General features: G+C 72.7%; 14 protein-coding genes and 1 pseudogene. 8 read left to right on the top strand and 7 right to left on the bottom strand.

Annotated features, from left to right (window positions below):
* Window positions 1–55: 55 nt before the first annotated feature.
* Window positions 56–1108 (bottom strand): serine hydrolase domain-containing protein, encoded by a 1053-nt coding sequence (locus OG974_RS07325; protein WP_371645864.1) that lies wholly within the window; start codon window positions 1106–1108, stop codon window positions 56–58.
* 371 nt (window positions 1109–1479) lie between these two features.
* On the opposite strand from OG974_RS07325, the gene OG974_RS07320 reads away from it, so the two are divergent.
* The 3 genes from OG974_RS07320 (at window position 1480) to OG974_RS07310 (ending at window position 5656) form a co-directional block, all read left to right on the top strand.
* Complete coding sequence (locus OG974_RS07320; RefSeq protein ID WP_371645863.1) at window positions 1480–3336, top strand: hypothetical protein; 1857 nt, start codon at window positions 1480–1482, stop codon at window positions 3334–3336.
* Between the two features lie 57 nt (window positions 3337–3393).
* On the top strand, window positions 3394–5106 hold the full coding sequence (locus OG974_RS07315; protein ID WP_371645861.1) for an AMP-binding protein: 1713 nt from the start codon (window positions 3394–3396) through the stop codon (window positions 5104–5106).
* Between the two features lie 61 nt (window positions 5107–5167).
* Window positions 5168–5656 (top strand): hypothetical protein, encoded by a 489-nt coding sequence (locus OG974_RS07310; protein ID WP_328761693.1) that lies wholly within the window; start codon window positions 5168–5170, stop codon window positions 5654–5656.
* 45 nt (window positions 5657–5701) lie between these two features.
* On the opposite strand, the pseudogene OG974_RS07305 reads toward OG974_RS07310, so the two are convergent.
* From OG974_RS07305 to OG974_RS07295, 3 genes and pseudogenes are all read right to left on the bottom strand, one after another.
* Window positions 5702–6545 (bottom strand): annotated as a pseudogene (locus OG974_RS07305) (IS5 family transposase).
* Between the two features lie 66 nt (window positions 6546–6611).
* Window positions 6612–6938, bottom strand: a complete 327-nt coding sequence (locus tag OG974_RS07300; protein ID WP_327281823.1) for a putative quinol monooxygenase — start codon at window positions 6936–6938, stop codon at window positions 6612–6614.
* Window positions 6939–7032: 94 nt separating this feature from the next.
* Window positions 7033–7776, bottom strand: coding sequence for an IclR family transcriptional regulator (locus tag OG974_RS07295; protein ID WP_327281822.1), 744 nt, complete (start codon window positions 7774–7776; stop codon window positions 7033–7035).
* A 128-nt stretch (window positions 7777–7904) separates the two neighbouring features.
* On the opposite strand from OG974_RS07295, the gene OG974_RS07290 reads away from it, so the two are divergent.
* On the top strand, window positions 7905–8603 hold the full coding sequence (locus tag OG974_RS07290) for a hemerythrin domain-containing protein (protein ID WP_327281821.1): 699 nt from the start codon (window positions 7905–7907) through the stop codon (window positions 8601–8603).
* 8 nt (window positions 8604–8611) lie between these two features.
* On the opposite strand, the gene cynR is transcribed toward OG974_RS07290, so the two are convergent.
* The gene (gene cynR, locus OG974_RS07285) at window positions 8612–9499 is read right to left on the bottom strand and encodes a transcriptional regulator CynR (RefSeq protein ID WP_328761691.1); all 888 of its coding nucleotides are present in this window, start codon (window positions 9497–9499) and stop codon (window positions 8612–8614) included.
* Window positions 9500–9622: 123 nt separating this feature from the next.
* Between cynR and OG974_RS07280 the strand changes: the two genes are divergently transcribed.
* The 3 genes from OG974_RS07280 (at window position 9623) to dnaN (ending at window position 11981) form a co-directional block, all read left to right on the top strand.
* Window positions 9623–10231, top strand: a complete 609-nt coding sequence (locus tag OG974_RS07280) for a carbonic anhydrase (protein WP_327281819.1) — start codon at window positions 9623–9625, stop codon at window positions 10229–10231.
* Window positions 10232–10274: 43 nt separating this feature from the next.
* Window positions 10275–10745 (top strand): cyanase, encoded by a 471-nt coding sequence (cynS, locus tag OG974_RS07275; protein WP_327281818.1) that lies wholly within the window; start codon window positions 10275–10277, stop codon window positions 10743–10745.
* A 69-nt stretch (window positions 10746–10814) separates the two neighbouring features.
* Window positions 10815–11981 carry a DNA polymerase III subunit beta gene (gene dnaN, locus OG974_RS07270; protein ID WP_371645858.1) on the top strand — a complete coding sequence of 389 codons (1167 nt, stop codon included), beginning with the start codon at window positions 10815–10817 and terminating at the stop codon, window positions 11979–11981.
* Between the two features lie 41 nt (window positions 11982–12022).
* Here dnaN and OG974_RS07265 read toward each other — a convergent pair whose 3' ends face one another.
* Window positions 12023–12970, bottom strand: a complete 948-nt coding sequence (locus tag OG974_RS07265; RefSeq protein ID WP_327285989.1) for a DUF5937 family protein — start codon at window positions 12968–12970, stop codon at window positions 12023–12025.
* A gap of 112 nt (window positions 12971–13082) precedes the next feature.
* On the opposite strand from OG974_RS07265, the gene OG974_RS07260 reads away from it, so the two are divergent.
* The gene (locus OG974_RS07260) at window positions 13083–13988 is read left to right on the top strand and encodes an aldo/keto reductase (RefSeq protein ID WP_328761688.1); all 906 of its coding nucleotides are present in this window, start codon (window positions 13083–13085) and stop codon (window positions 13986–13988) included.
* 79 nt (window positions 13989–14067) lie between these two features.
* Here OG974_RS07260 and OG974_RS07255 read toward each other — a convergent pair whose 3' ends face one another.
* Window positions 14068–14697, bottom strand: coding sequence for a hypothetical protein (locus OG974_RS07255; protein ID WP_328761687.1), 630 nt, complete (start codon window positions 14695–14697; stop codon window positions 14068–14070).
* Window positions 14698–14790: the final 93 nt, after the last annotated feature.

Below are 14790 nucleotides of genomic sequence, written 5' to 3'. Positions count from 1 at the left end.
CCCTCGATATCCCTGCCATCCGCATCCGGGGTGGCACTAGTGCCACCCCGGGCGGCTAGCGGTCCAGCGGGTGGCCGGGGGAGAGGGCGTCGGCGATCCGGTACGCGATCGTCTGGGCCGTGTTGTCCTGGGCGCCGTCGGGCCCGACCGTCGTGGAGACGGCGATGGCGAGGCGGTCGGACGGGAGGTAGGCCTGGATGGCGGCGTAGCCGGAGAACGACGTGTTCTGCACCACCCAGCCGTTCTGCACGATGAGGCCGAGCCCGAAGTGGTGCTCCCGCGTCATCGCCGGGCAGATCGTGCTCGGGCACTGCGCGGTGGCCTTGCCCAGACCGATGGTGCCCGGGTCGAGCGACACCCGGTAGCCGGCGGGGGAGAGCAGTTCACCGGAGCCGATGGCGACCGCGGAACGGGCCATGTCGCAGATGTGGGTGGTCTGCACCGCGCCGGGCGCGGTGGTCCAGGAGGGGTTCCAGAAGGTGGACTCCTCGTACGTGCCGCGTTCGGAGGTGAAGGCGTGCAGGACGGGCGTGGTGATCTCGGGGGTGAAGGAGTTGTGGGTGTCGCGCAGTCCCAGCGGGTCCATGACCCGCTCCTGGAGCAGCCGGTCGAGCCGGGTGCCGGTGATCTTCTCCAGGGTGGTCCCGAGGAGGACGAAATTGGCGTGCGAGTAGCTCCAGTTCGTGCCCGGCTCGTACCAGAGCGGGTGGGCGAGGGAGTAGGCGACGAGTTCCTTCGGGGTCCACTGACGGAAGGGCGCGGCTTCCAGCGCCGCGTCGAACTTCGGGTCGGTGACGTAGTCGTGCAGTCCCGACGTGGAGGCGGCCAGCATGCGCAGCGTGATCTCGTCGCCGTGCGGCAGATCGGGCAGCCAGCGGGAGACGGGGTCGTCGAGGCCGACCTCGTGCTCGTCGACGAGCTGGAGCAGTACGTCGCCCATGTACGCGATGGCCACCGAGCCGGACCGGAAGTGCATGTCGGCCGTGGCGGGAACGCCGGTCATCGACTGGCCGAGCGCGCCGGTGACGACCTCCTTCCCGTCGCGGGTGACCCGCAGGACCACGGCGTTCAGCCCGAGGTCCTTCTGTGCCTGCCGGGCGATGTCCATGACCTGCCGGGCCTGGCCGCCGGCGGGGGTGGGGGAACTGACGCACGATGCCGGGGGCGGGCTCCCGGTCGGCGGCGAAGGTGGCACCGGTCGCCTGGAGGGTGGTGGCGGCGAACAGGCCGGCAGCGCACACCAGCGCCGTCCGGATGCGACGCGGATTCATGGATTCACTATGCGCCGCTTCGTCCCGGGGGGCAGTTCGGCGGGCACCCCGTGCCGCCCGCTGGCCGGGACGGCTTTGCTTCCGGGCGGGGAGTCCGTAGCAGAACCGATACTTCAAGCCTCTGTGACGCGTATCGCACGCAGCGCTACATTGCCCACGCCCCGTAACCGCGGGGAGGTGCGGCCGTGAGGCGGGGGAGGCATCGGCGATGGGCTCTGGAGTCTTCGCGAAGCTGGGCGGTGCGATCACCGCCAAGACGGCCGCGGTGGCGGCCGCGGGCGCCCTGGTGGTGTCCGGCGCCGTCGGGGTCGGGGTATGGGCGGTTACCGGCGGCCCGCAGCTGACGGTCGTGCAGCGCAGTGTGACGGTGCCGGTCGCGGCCGGCGGCGAACAGGCCGTCGTCGCCGCCTGCCGGGCCCACGAGACCGCGCTCGGCGGCGGATACGCGATCACCGGCACGGGCTTCGCCACGAACAGCCTGTTCATGAGCGGCGCCTGGCTGGCGTCCGCGTACAACCCGGGCGGCGAGGCCGCCGCACTCACCTCGTACGCCCTGTGCGTCAACGCGAAACCGCAGTTCGAAACCACCGGGTGGAAGGAGCGGGCGTACGCCTACCACGACCGCATGAACAAGATGACCTCGGCGAGCGGCGGCGGGATCATCCACGACCTCTCGACCGACGGGCCGTTCGCGGCCGTGGCCCGGGCCCACGACGCCACGCCCGGATGCGACGGCGATTTCACTGCGGTCGGTACCGAGTTCCGGGCGGAGCGCACCGTCGCGGGCCGCCCCGTCGCGCCGGTCCCCCTCGACAGCCTGACACCCGAGGGGCCGCCCGGCGACGCCAAGTCCGGTACCTTCGCCGCGCTCAACCCGGGCGATCAGCTGAGCGCCGGCACGTTCCCGATCCACACGTCCGAATTCATCGAGCACCAGACCCGGATCGAGGACCCGCAGCCACCGCAGGCGAACTACGCGGTCGGGGTCCGGGCGATCTGTGTCCTGCTGAAGGGCGTCTCCGTGGTCACCGCGAAGGTGCCGGTGGCGGCCGGCGGCAGCGCGGACGCGGCCGTGTCCTGCCCGAAGGGCAAGCTCGTGGTCGGCGGGGGCTTCCGTTTCCCCGCAGCGAACGAGGAAGGTGACGATCCGTCTCCCACGCGGTTCTTCGGCGACGGCTGGCTGTACGCGCCGACCGACGCACCGGCGGCGGGCGAGCCCTCGGGAAGCAAGGTGACGGCATGGTACGTCACCGGCCGGAACCAGCAGAAGGCGGGCACCGACTACCAGAACTCGGTGTGGATGGAGCACAGTGACCGGGAGACGTTCACGGGCAACGGCTACTTCGACACGCACGGCCGCGGGCCGGACGACCAGGCACTGCGCGCCCTGCCGGTACCCGACAGCCAGGAGATGGTCGCCGGCGCGATCTGCGCCAGGATCGACGCCAAGCCCACCGAGCCCGCCAAGGCAGCCCCGCCGCCCGTCGTGATCCACCCGGAACTCCCGCACGCACTCGACCCGTTGCCGGGCGGTACGGGCGCCCCGGGCTCCGCCTCGCCCTCCCCCTCGGCCCCCGGCGCCTCGCCCACGACGATCCCCACGGCTTCGCCCGGTACGTCGGCCACGCCTGGCAGCCCCAACAGCCCGGGCACCCCGGCCACGGGCCGGCCGAGCCGGCCGGGCACCCCGGCCACGGGCCGGCCGAGCCGGCCGGGCAACCCGTCCCCGAGCGGTTCGCCGACCGGGCAGCAGCCGCAGACCCCGACCGTGCACATCCAGCAACCCGCCGCCGGCGGCCAACTGCGGCGCGGCTGCGAGGAGTCCTTCGCCGGGACGGCCCGGACCCGCCCGGGCAACCAGCCGGTCACCGACCCGCAGTACACGACCTGGAAGATCAACGGCCCCGCCGGACCGGTGACGCTGGGCGCGGGCGCGTCGGGCCGCTTCCTCGTCCCCCTGCTGCCCGACGGGACGTACCAGCTCGTCTTCAGCGCCACCGATCCGGCCGCCGGGCTCACCGGCACCGCGGAGATCTCCGTCAGGATCGTCGGCTGCCTGCGCTGAACCCCCTTCGAGGGAAAGGCGGCAGGAGGGTGGCCGGGGCCCCGCCCGGAGAGGATCATGAAGGCCGCCGGCCCGCCGGCGCCGCCCCGCCACCGAGTCCAGGAGGTACGTGTGTCTGCCGCGTCGAGTTCCGCATCTCGAAGCACCGCGTCGTCGAGCTACGCGTCCGGCGTTTTCGACGTGCCGCTGCTGGGCGACACGATCGGCGAGAACCTGGACCGGACCGTCCGCCGGTTCCCCGACCGCGACGCGCTCGTCGACCTCGCGGCCGGGCGCCGGTGGACGTACGCGGAGCTCGCCGCCGATGTCGACGCCCTCGCGCTGGGCCTGCTGGACCTGGGCCTCGCCAAGGGGGACCGCGTCGGCATCTGGGCCCCCAACCGAGCCGAGTGGACGCTGGTCCAGTACGCCACCGCCAAGATCGGGGCGATCCTCGTCACCGTCAACCCGGCGTACCGCTCGCACGAGGTCGAGTACGTGCTGCGCCAGGCGGGGATCCGGCTGCTCGTCGCCGCGGAGCGCTTCAAGACCTCCGACTACGCCGGGATGATCGAGGAGGTCGGACCGCGCTGCCCGGAGCTGGAGTTCACCGTCCTGCTGGAGCGGCCGGAGTGGAGCGCCCTGCTGGAACGCGGCCGCGCCGGTGACCCGGCCGACCTCGTACGGGCGGCGGCGGAGCTGAGCCCCGACGACCCGGTCAACATCCAGTACACCTCGGGCACCACGGGCTTCCCCAAGGGGGCGACCCTCTCCCACCACAACATCCTCAACAACGGCTTCTTCGTAGGGGAGTTGTGCCACTACACCGAGGAGGACCGGGTCTGCATCCCGGTCCCGTTCTACCACTGCTTCGGCATGGTCATGGGAAACCTCGCCTGCACCAGCCACGGCGCGGCGATGGTGATCCCGGCCCCGTCGTTCGATCCGGGGGCCACCCTCGCCGCGGTCCAGGCGGAGTCGTGCACCTCCCTGTACGGGGTCCCCACGATGTTCATCGCCGAACTGGCCGCGCCCGGCTTCGGCACGTACGACCTGTCCAGCCTGCGTACCGGGATCATGGCGGGCTCGCCCTGCCCGACGGAGGTGATGAAGGAGGTCATCGACCGGATGGGCATGCGCGAGGTGTCCATCTGCTACGGGATGACCGAGACCTCCCCGGTGTCCACGCAGACCCGGGCCGACGACTCGATCGAGCGCCGGGTGTCCACGGTGGGCCGCGTCGGACCGCACCTTGAGGTCAAGGTGGTCGATCCGCAGTCAGGCCGGACCGTGCCCCGCGGCGAGCCGGGGGAGCTCTGTACCCGCGGCTACTCGGTGATGCTCGGCTACTGGGGCGAGCCGGAGCGGACCGCCGAGTCCGTGGACGCCGCGCGCTGGATGCACACCGGCGACCTGGCGGTGATGGACGAGGACGGCTACCTGAGCATCACGGGCCGCATCAAGGACATGGTGATCCGCGGCGGGGAGAACGTGTACCCGCGCGAGGTCGAGGAGTTCCTCCACACCCATCCGGACGTCCTGGACGTCCAGGTCATCGGCGTCCCCGACGCCCGGTACGGGGAGGAGCTGATGGCGTGGGTGCGGATGCGCGAGGGGGCGCCGCCGCTGACCGCGGACGCCGTCCGCGCGTACTGCGACGGACGGCTGGCCCACTTCAAGATCCCGCGGTACGTGCACGTCGTGGACGAGTTCCCGATGACGGTGACGGGCAAGATCCGCAAGGTGGAGATGCGCGAGTCGGCGGCCCGGCTGCTGGGGCTCTCCTCCTAGGCCGTCTCTTTCGGATCTTGCCGGTCAGGCAAGATCCGAAAGAGACGGATAAGCTCCGGCCGTGGTCAATGACTCCCTGTCGGCAGGCGCTGCGGACGCCCACCTTTCAGCTGTCGACGATCTGATTGCGCGGCCGTTCCCGGAGCAGAAAGTCCCGCAGGGTAAAGAGGGCAGGTCGGGAGGGCCGGGGTACCACCTGGCCGTGCTGCGGGAGAGCCAGGACTTCTGGGACAACCGGAGCGAGCAGGTCGTCGAGGCGGCCGAGCGGGAGCTTGAAGCCGCTCTCGCCGCGCTGGCGAAGAGCCTGACTTCCCGGTGGGGCAGCCCGGAGACGGTCGACCTGTGGCCGTACCTTGGCTTCGACGACCCGGACCCGAAGTACTCGGCTCCCGAGCCGCTTGTGTTCCTGTGCAACGTCGCCGGGAGCATGCAGGTGTGGCGGCTGCCGGATTCCGACCGGTTGCTGGCCCTGGCGATCGGTCAGGCGGATCCGGAGTATCCCTTGCAACTCATCGCCGCCGTGGGCGTCGCCTCCGCCCTTGCGCGCTGACAGCCGACCTGCGACAGAGGCGCCTCGCGCGGGCTTCCCTTCGGATCACCTCGCTGACCCGATGTGGATGGCGGCGAGGTGGAGTCCGGCGAGGTAGATGGTGGCGGTCTTGTCGTATCGGGTGGCCAGACCGCGCCACTGCTTGAGCTTGTTGATGCAGCGCTCGACGGTGTTCCGTTGCTTGTAGGCCTCGCGGTCGAAGGCCGGCGGCCTGCCACCGCGGCTGCCGAGGTGTTTGCGGTTGGCGGCCTGGTCGGCGGGCTGCGGGATCACCGCCCGGATCCCGCGCCGCCGCAGATGGGAACGGATCGCGCGGGACGAGTACGCCTTGTCGGTCAGGATCACGTCCGGGGTTGCTCTCGGTCTGCCGACCGGCCGCGGGACCCGTAAACGGGCTATGACCTGCGGGAACGCGGGTGCGTCACCGGCCTGGCCAGGTGTGATCACGAAGGCCAGGGGCCGGCAGCGGTTGTCTGCGGCCAGGTGGATCTTTGTGGTCAGTGCGCCGCGGGACCGTCCGAGGGCATGGTCGTTCGGCTCGCCGGCCGGGGCCCCTTTTGACGGGCCCCGGCGGCGTGCTGGTGGGCACGGACGATGGTGGAGTCGACCGCGACGACCCAGTCGAGGTCCCCTTCGGTGTCGGCCTGGGCGAGCAGCGCGGTGAACACCCTCTCCCAGGTCCCGTCGGCTGCCCACTTCCGCAGCCGGTTGTGGGCGCCCTTCCACGACCCGAAGTGCTCGGGTAGTCCATCCACGGCGTCCCGGTCCGGTACTTGAACGCGATCGCATCGATCACCTGCCGGTGATCACGCCACCGTCCACCCCGCTTCGGCGTCCGCTCCGGCAGCAACGGCTCGATCCGCGCCCACTGCACATCAGTCAACGACACACATCAACCAACGATCAGATGATCCGAAGGAAACGGCCTAGCCACCGGGGCCGCCGACCGGGCGGTTCAGTTACGGGGGGACAGTTCGGCCATGGCGTTCCAGCCCTGGCCGGGCACCTCGACGTGGATGATCTCCGGCGTGCTGGCGATCGCGTCGGCGAGGGTCTCCATACCGGCCTTGAAGTGGTCGGACGCGACGTGCGCGGCGCCCGCCTCGGCGTCGGTGAAGGCTTCCAGGAGCGTGTACTTGTTGGGGTCGTCGACGCTGCGCGACCAGTCGTAGAAGAGGTTGCCCGGCTCGTTGCGGGTGGCCCGGGTGAAGTCGTCGACGAGCGTGAGCCAGTTGTCGCTGTGCTCCGGACGGACGTCGAACCTGACGGCGATGAAGATCATGCCGACCAGACTGGCAGGCCACCGCGGGCCGCGCATCCCCATCGCACCGTATTTCCGGCAGCGCCGGAAAACCGGTGCCCGGGCGCCCCTGGCGTCACACGCAGTCCGCCGCGGCCTGCGCGAGGGCGGTACGGATCTGCGTCGGGCGCCGCCGGAACTCCCCGGTCGGCAGCGACACCGACAGGGCGTGCACCGCGTCGCCGTCGTGGTCGTCCCCGCGCGGCAGGGCGACGGCCAGGCAGGTGTACGCGGGGTCGGCCTCCCCGACGGACACGGCGAAGCCCTGCCCGCGGACCCGGGACAGCTCCGCCTCCAGCAGTTCGGCGCTGGTGATGGTGGCCCCGGTCAGGCGGGCCATCCCGTGCTCGGCGAGGTAGCGCCGGCGCAGCGGCCGGGGCAGTTCGGCGAGCAGTGCCTTGCCGTGCGCGGTGGCGTGCGCCCGCGTCTCGCGTCCGGGAGCGAACGGGTTCGCGGCGTCCGTGACCGGGGCGGTGGTGTCGACGACGGTGATCAGTCCGCCCCGGTAGGCGGTGTAGTACGCCTCGGCGCCGGTGGTCCGGCGCAGCCGGGTCAGCAGGTCGGCCATGCGCGGCGCGGGTTCCAGATGGCGCAGCAGGCTCCGGTGCAGTCCGGGGATCCGGGGGCCCAGCGCGTATCCCCGCGCGGTGCGGACGAGGTACCCGCGTTCGGTCAGCGGGGCCAGCAGGTGGTAGGCGGTGGACAGCGAACACTCCAGCCGGCGGGCCAGCGCCTTGGCGCCGACGGGCCCGGACGCGTCGGCGACGGCGTCGAGGATCGCGAGCGCGCGGTCGACGGACTGCGGACCGGTGGGCGGCATCGTGCGGTTCTCCCGAGGTGGTGACGGGGCGGACTCCCGAGCCTATGCCGCAGCGGACGTCCCGGCGGACCGGCGACGTTCATCGAACGTTGACCCGATGCATTGCCCGGGAGCGCACAGTCGTCCGTATGGACAGCGAACACGACACCCCCGCAAGGCCGTACGACCCCGCGGCGGCCGCGGACCCCACCGGCATCCGGCTCGCCCACCGCGCGATCCTGGCGGACATCGAGCGCCTGGCCCGGCTGTTCGCCGGTCTCGCCGCGGCCGCGCGGCCGGCCGGCCCCGCGCGGGCCCGGGCCATCGCCGGTTACGTGCACCGCTTCCACGCCGTCGTACGCGGCCACCACCGCGCCGAGGACGAGATCCTGTGGCCGGTGGTCCTGGACGCCGTGCCCGACGCGGCCGAGGCGGTGGCCGGCATCGTGCGCTTCGTCGACGACCACGCGGCGCTCGACGCGCTCCAGGCCGACTGCGATGCGGCCGCGGCCCGTTTCGCCGCTGAACCGGGCCGCCACGCGGGGCTGCTGGCCGCTCTCCTGGCCCGTCAGCAGGAGCTGCTGGCCGAGCACATCGAAGCCGAGGAGGAGCACGTCTTCCCGGTCATCGCCGGCCGGGTGCCCGGCACCGCCTATGCCGCCGTGGAGGCGCGCATGCGCGGCGCCGACCGCTCCGCGGACCCGGCCTGGGCCCGCGCCTGGCTGCTGAGCCACGCCACCGAGGCCGAGGCCCGCCGCCTGCTGCCGGCCGGCGCCGCGCATCCGGCCGCCCTGGAACCTCTGCTGCGGGCGTACGAGGCCGAGGCGTCGGCGGTGTTCGCGGACTGATCCGGCCGTCAGGCGCCGGCCCAGTGCCGGGCGAGCGAGGCGAAGGCACGGGCGGCGGCGCTCTCGTACGCGCTCTCGCGGCGCAGGAGGACCACGGTCCGCTCGGGGAGGGCGGGGCCGAGGGGGACGGGGTGCAGCGGGGACCGGTCGCGGGTGAGGGCGTCGGGGAGCACCGTGGCGAGCCCGGTGCGCCGGACGATCTCGGTGAGGGCACTGATGGAGTCGGCCTCCACCGCGATCGGCGGTTCGACCCGGTACCGGTGGAAGTACGCGTCGATGTGGGTCCGGGTGGCGAAGTCCCCGCTGAGCAACGCGAGGGGACACGCCGCGAGTTCGGCGACCGGCAGCGGTTCGGTGCGGCCGGCGTGCGGGTGGGCGGGGCCGACCACCAGGCCGAGGGTCTCGGTGAACAGGCCGGTGGCGCCGATGCCCGGCAGGTGCGGGCCTTGGAAGGCGATGCCCAAATCAACGGCGTCGTCCAGCAGCGCCGACTCCAGTCGCCCCTGCGTCATCTCCCGGACGTTCAGCGTGATCGCGGGGTGTCGGGCGTGGAGCTCCGCGGCGAGCGGGCCCAGCAGGTACGCGGTGAAGGTCGGGGTCATGGCGAGGCGCAGACTGCCGCGCGAGAGGTCCGCCACGTCCAGTACGGCCCGCTCGGCGGCGGCCAGGTCCTGGAGGGTGCGGCGGGCGTACGGGACGAAGGCCGCGCCCGCGTCGGTCACGCGCACGGCGCGCCCCGTACGGTCCAGCAGCTGCACGCCCACGGCCCGCTCCAGCTGCCTGATCTGCTGCGACAGCGTGGGCTGTGAGATCCGTAGCTCCTCGGCGGCGCGGGTGAAGCTGCTGTGGTCGGCCACGGCCAGCAGATAGCGGAGATGGCGCAGTTCCAGAGGCATGAGCCAACTATAGATCCGATCAATAACGATCATGCTCAATACGTCTTGGACGCTATAGCCACAGGTCATGCATGGTGGATCTCGTCAGCCCGACCAGGGCAGTCCCCACCGAAGGGAGTGACCGTGCACGACCTCGTCGAGGGCCTCGCGCACTTTCAGCAGGACGTCTTCCCGGCCAAGGCGGAGCTCTTCGCCCGCCTGGCGACCACCCACCGGCCGCACACGCTCTTCGTCGGCTGCTCCGACGCACGCGTGGTCCCGGAACTGATCACCCAGCGGGAGCCGGGGGAACTGTTCGTCATCCGGACCGCGGGCAACCTCGTACCGGCCCACACCGCCGACGGCTCCCACACCGCCGACGGCTCCGACGGCGTGGCGGCGAGCATCGAGTACGCGCTCGCCGTCCTGGGCGTCCGCGACATCGTGGTCTGCGGACACTCCGCCTGCGGTGCCATGACCGCACTTGCCGCGGGCCAGGACCTCGCGGAGCTCCCCGCCGTCGCCCGCTGGTTGCGGCACGCGGCTCCCGTCGGGGCGCCGCAGGCCGAGGTCGAGGCCCTGATCCGGGAGAACGTCGCCGTACAGCTCGCCCACCTCGCCACCCACCCCGCGGTGGCCCGCGCCCTGGCCGCCGGAGCCGTCACCCTGCACGGCTGGGTCTACGACATCCCCACCGGAGCGGTCGAGCAGATCGCCCCCGCGCCCGGACGCGGCGCCGCCCTCGCGGCCTGACCCGGCCCGCACCGTCCCGTTCCACCCCTGAGAGGAACCTCCCGTGATCCACGCCCAGTTCGACCCCACCGCCCGTCAGGCCCTGGCCAACGCCGCCGTCGACGCCAAGTCCCGCAAGGACCTCACCTGGCAGCAGATCGCCGACGCGGCCGGCCTGTCCGTCGCGTTCGTCACCGCCGCGGTGCTGGGCCAGCACCCCCTGCCGGCGGCCTCCGCCCACGCCGTCGCCGACCTCCTCGGCCTCGACGCAGACGCCGAGCGACTCCTCCAGACCATCCCGATGCGGGGCTCCATCCCCGGAGGCGTCCCGACCGACCCGACCGTCTACCGCTTCTACGAGATGCTCCAGGTGTACGGCACCACCCTCAAGGCGCTGGTCCACGAGCAGTGCGGCGACGGCATCATCAGCGCGATCAACTTCAAGCTGGACGTCAGGAAGGTCGCGGACCCCGACGGTGGAGAGCGCGCCGTCATCACCCTCGACGGCAAGTACCTCCCCACCAAGCCCTTCTAGTCGGCCCGTTGTCAGTGCCGCCCCCTAGCCTGCGCGGACCTACTGGTGCGATGTGATGGGGGATGCGCGATGGAGTTCCGGATCGAGCGAAACGCTCTGGTCGAGGCGGTGGTGTGGGCGTCCAGGTCACTGCCCGCCCGGTCGCCCGTGCCCGTGCTGGGCGGCCTGATGCTCGACGCGGGACGGGGGCGGCTGCGGATCTCGGGTTTCGACTACGAGGCGTCCGCGAGCATCGAGGTCCCGGCGCAGACCCCCTCCGTCGGGAAGGTGCTCGTGACGGGGCGCCGACTGCTGGACATCTGCCGGGTGTTGCCGGACGCCCCGGTGGAGTGCGGGTCGGAGGGCACGCGCTTCACGTTGGAAGGGGGAGGGGCGCGCTTCGGGTTGTCGATCCTGCCCAGGGAGGAGTACCCGGCGCTCCCCGAGCTGCCCGCCCCGTGCGGAACGGTGGACGCGGCGCAGTTCGCCGACGCCGTCGCCCGGGTCGCGATCGCCGCGGGTCGTGACGACTCGCTCCCGGTGCTCACCGGGATCCAGCTCCGGCTGGAGGACGGCGCCCTGACCTTGGCCGCATCGGACCGGTACCGGTACGCGGTGCGTACGGTGCCGTGGAAACCGTGGGCGGCGGGCTCCGAAGCGGTGGAGGTGGTGGTTCCCGGCCGCAGGCTGGCCGAGATCTCCAAGTCGCTGGCGAAGACCGGGGCCGTCCGCATCGGGCTGAGCAGCCCGGGTGGCCCGGACGGTCCGGGCGGCGGCTTGATCGCCTTCGAGGGGGACGGCATGCGCACGACCCTGCGGCTGTTGGAAGGACGGCTGCCCCGATACGGCAAGCTGTTCGCCCTGGAGCGCCCGGCGGTCGCCGTCACGCAGCGGGAGGCACTGGCCGAGGCCGTCCGCCGCGTCGCGGTCGTCGCGGAGCAGAACTGCCCGGTCCGGCTGGACTTCTCCGCCCGGGGAACCCTGATCCTCCAAGCGGGCTACGGGGACGACGTCGCCTCGCAGCAGGTCACGGCCACCCTGGACGGCGCCGATGACCTGGCGGCCGCCTTCAACCCCGGGTACCTGCTGGAAGCCCTCAACTCCTTCGACGCCCCGCACGTACGCTTCGAACTGCTGGGCCCCGGTCAGCGGGCACTGCTCAGTGCCGCACCCGATGCCGATGCCGATGCCGACGCCGATGGCGCGGCACGTGAGGACCACCGCCATCTGCTGATGTCGGTACGGCAGTTGAGCTGACGGAGCTGCGGCCAGACCCGACCCGCAGTCGAGGCTGCGGGTCAGGACGCGGCGAGGAGGGACTCGGCGACGGTGGTGCGGGCGTACAGCACCGAGCGGCCCGCCCGGTGCGCGCTGACCAGGCCCGCATCGCGCAACGCCGTCAGGTGCTGGGACACCCCGGCCGCCGAGAGCCCCGTACGACCGGCCAGCTCGGTAGTGGAGGCCGGCGCCTCCAGCTCGGCCAACAGCAGGGCCCGTGAACGGCCGAGCACCGCGGCGACGGCCTCCGCCTTCGCGGTCGGCGGCCGGGACGCCCACAACGAGCCGACGCCGCGCGCCGGGTAGGCGAGCTGCGGCGGATCCGGCGGCGTCATCCGGGTCAGCAGGCCAGGCCCGAGGAACACCGACGGAACCAGCAGCAGGCCCCGGCCCGCCGTCTCCCGGGACAGCGGCCGGGTCCGGCGAAGCAGCCGCAGGGCGTTGTCGTCCCAGCGCACCGCACTGTGCAGCTCGTTGATGACGTGCCCGGCGCCCTGCTCGGCGGCCTGCCGGGCCCGGTGGAAGACGTCGGCGTCCAGCACCGCACGGATCCGCGCCCAGTACGGGGCGAGCGCCAGCTCCCAGTACGCCTCGACCTCCTGCGCCAGCCGCGGCAACCGGGCCTGCGGATCCGCGTACAGGGACCGTGCGCGGGGGCCGAGCGGGCCCTGGTGGTAGCGCAGGTGGTCGAGGTTGCGGCGGACCGTGTCGGCGGGGGCGGCCATGACGGCGGCCAGCTCCGCCGCCAGCGCGGGGGCCGGCCCGGCGGCCGCCGGGTTGAGGAAGTGGGGCACGTAACCCTTGGGCGGGATCAGCTCGGCGAGCCAGCCCCGGTCCAGCCCGGCGGCCGCCAGTCGGGGCCGCACCTGTTCCGCCCAGGGCCGGTACACGGCAGATGTCGCACCGTCGGTCAGCAGCCGCCGGAAGCTGGTCACCACCTCCCACGACGGCGAGACGGCGAACCGCATCTCTGCCAGATCGCCGGCCGAGAACGCCAACTCCCCCAGGAGGACCACCCCTCGGATTCACTCATACCTGAATCATTGGCCCTGACCCTACCGTGCGGAGATGATTCGCGGCATGACCTCCCAGACCGTCAACGCTACCGCTTCCGGCACGTGGAAGCTCGGCGACCTGCAAGTGAACCGCCTCGGTTTCGGCGCGATGCGCCTGACCCAGGACGGCCCGGCGTTCACCCGCGACGCCGCCCCCAGCGACCGAGCCCGGGCGATCGGCGTCCTGCGCCGCGCCGTTGAGCTCGGCGTGAACCACATCGACACCGCCGCGTTCTACTTCTCTCCGCTGCGCTCCGCCAACGAGCTGATCAACACCGCTCTGGCCCCGTACCCGGACGACCTCGTCATCACCACCAAGGTCGGCCCCGGCCGGTCCCTGTCGGGCGAGTTCCTGCCCCACGCCACCCCCGAGCAGCTGCGCGGCCAGGTAGAGGAGAACCTGCGCCAGCTGGGCCGCGACCACCTCGACGTGGTCAACCTGCGCATCGTCGGGAATGATTCGATCGCCGAGCGCTTCGGCGCCCTGGCCGACCTGCGCGGGGCCGGGCTGATCCGCCACCTCGGCCTGTCCAACGTGCGGCCCCACCAGCTCGCCGAAGCCCGGGCCATCGCGCCGGTGGTCTGCGTACAGAACCGGTTCGGTCTCGGCATCGGGCCCGAGCAGGAGGCGTTCCTGCACACCTGCGGCGAGCAGGGCGTGGCCTTCGTGCCGTTCTACTCGATCGCCGGGACGGGACGCGAAGCGGGCGCGGGCGGCGCCGAACACGAGGAGGTGCTCGCCGTGGCCCGCGCCCACGGGGTGGGCGCCGCCGAGATCCGGCTGGCCTGGACCCTGCACCTCGGACCGCACGTCCTGGCCATCCCCGGAACCGGGAATCCGGACCACCTCACCGCAAACGTCGCTGCGGGCTCCCTGCAGCTCTCCGCCGAAGACCTCGCCGTACTGGACTCGGTCCGCCCCTGCGACTGACCGGTCGAGGGCGGCCAGCCGCACCGCACTGCACTGCCCCGCCCCGCCGCGACGGCGGCGGAGCGGAGCGGGTACGCGGTCAGCGGGGACCGACCGGTCCCTTCCCTGCAACGTTGTTGCCGGTGACCGTGCCGTCGGCGCCGGCAAGGGTCACGGCGTGCCGTACACCGTCGGGACCGAGGATCACGGCCAGCCAGCTGCTGCCGCCGCCCTGCTGGGCCACGGTCCGCAGCGATTCGAGCTTGCCGCCCTCCACGGCGGCCGTCGCCTTCTCCACGGCCTGGGCCGCCGGCAGCGCGGGCGGGGGCACCGGGGCGCCCTTGGCCGCTCCGCCGCCCTGACCGCGGCCTCCCGGCCCCCGCCCGGGCAGGCCGCTCCCGGGCCCGCGGTCGCCGCCGGCGTCGGGCCCGCCGCCCTTGCGCAGCTTCGGGCCCATCAGGCCGTCGCCCGGCATCCCTCCGCGGCCGTGGTCGCGGACCTTGACGGCGAAGCCGCCCCGCTCGTGCTCCCGGTGGCCGTGCTCGGCCACCGCCACCGCCGCAGCCCCGCCGCCGATCACGACGACCGCGCCGAGGGCCACCCATCGCGTACGCCCCCCACGGGCCAGCCGGACCAGCCGGCCGCGGCGCCCCGCCGTACCGGTCGCGTCGGCCTTGGCCTCGCCCGGGCCCGCGGACGGCTCGGCGGGCTGGGGACTGGACTGAGTCATCGACATGCTCCTCGCGTTCGCCGGGCACTCCGCCCGGCTCGGCAGATCATGCGCGCCCGATGCTGAAGCTCTGCTGAAGCAGGCTGAAGACCT

Source organism: Streptomyces sp. NBC_00597 (genome assembly GCF_041431095.1).
Classification (GTDB): Bacteria; Actinomycetota; Actinomycetes; order Streptomycetales; family Streptomycetaceae; genus Streptomyces.
The sequence above is the reverse complement of the archived record's forward strand: the minus strand, read 5'-3'. Positions and strand labels throughout refer to the sequence as shown.

Excerpts from the sequence above, each read along its gene's own strand:
- OG974_RS07325 (WP_371645864.1), bottom strand. The coding sequence starts at position 1,108 with ATGGACATCGCCCGGCAGGCACAGAAGGACCTCGGGCTGAACGCCGTG.
- OG974_RS07320 (WP_371645863.1), top strand. The coding sequence starts at position 1,480 with ATGGGCTCTGGAGTCTTCGCGAAGCTGGGCGGTGCGATCACCGCCAAG.
- OG974_RS07315 (WP_371645861.1), top strand. The coding sequence starts at position 3,394 with ATGAAGGCCGCCGGCCCGCCGGCGCCGCCCCGCCACCGAGTCCAGGAG.
- OG974_RS07300 (WP_327281823.1), bottom strand. The coding sequence starts at position 6,938 with ATGATCTTCATCGCCGTCAGGTTCGACGTCCGTCCGGAGCACAGCGAC.
- OG974_RS07295 (WP_327281822.1), bottom strand. The coding sequence starts at position 7,776 with ATGCCGCCCACCGGTCCGCAGTCCGTCGACCGCGCGCTCGCGATCCTC.
- OG974_RS07290 (WP_327281821.1), top strand. The coding sequence starts at position 7,905 with ATGGACAGCGAACACGACACCCCCGCAAGGCCGTACGACCCCGCGGCG.
- cynR (WP_328761691.1), bottom strand. The coding sequence starts at position 9,499 with ATGCCTCTGGAACTGCGCCATCTCCGCTATCTGCTGGCCGTGGCCGAC.
- dnaN (WP_371645858.1), top strand. The coding sequence starts at position 10,815 with ATGGAGTTCCGGATCGAGCGAAACGCTCTGGTCGAGGCGGTGGTGTGG.
- OG974_RS07265 (WP_327285989.1), bottom strand. The coding sequence starts at position 12,970 with ATGCGGTTCGCCGTCTCGCCGTCGTGGGAGGTGGTGACCAGCTTCCGG.
- OG974_RS07260 (WP_328761688.1), top strand. The coding sequence starts at position 13,083 with ATGACCTCCCAGACCGTCAACGCTACCGCTTCCGGCACGTGGAAGCTC.
- OG974_RS07255 (WP_328761687.1), bottom strand. The coding sequence starts at position 14,697 with ATGACTCAGTCCAGTCCCCAGCCCGCCGAGCCGTCCGCGGGCCCGGGC.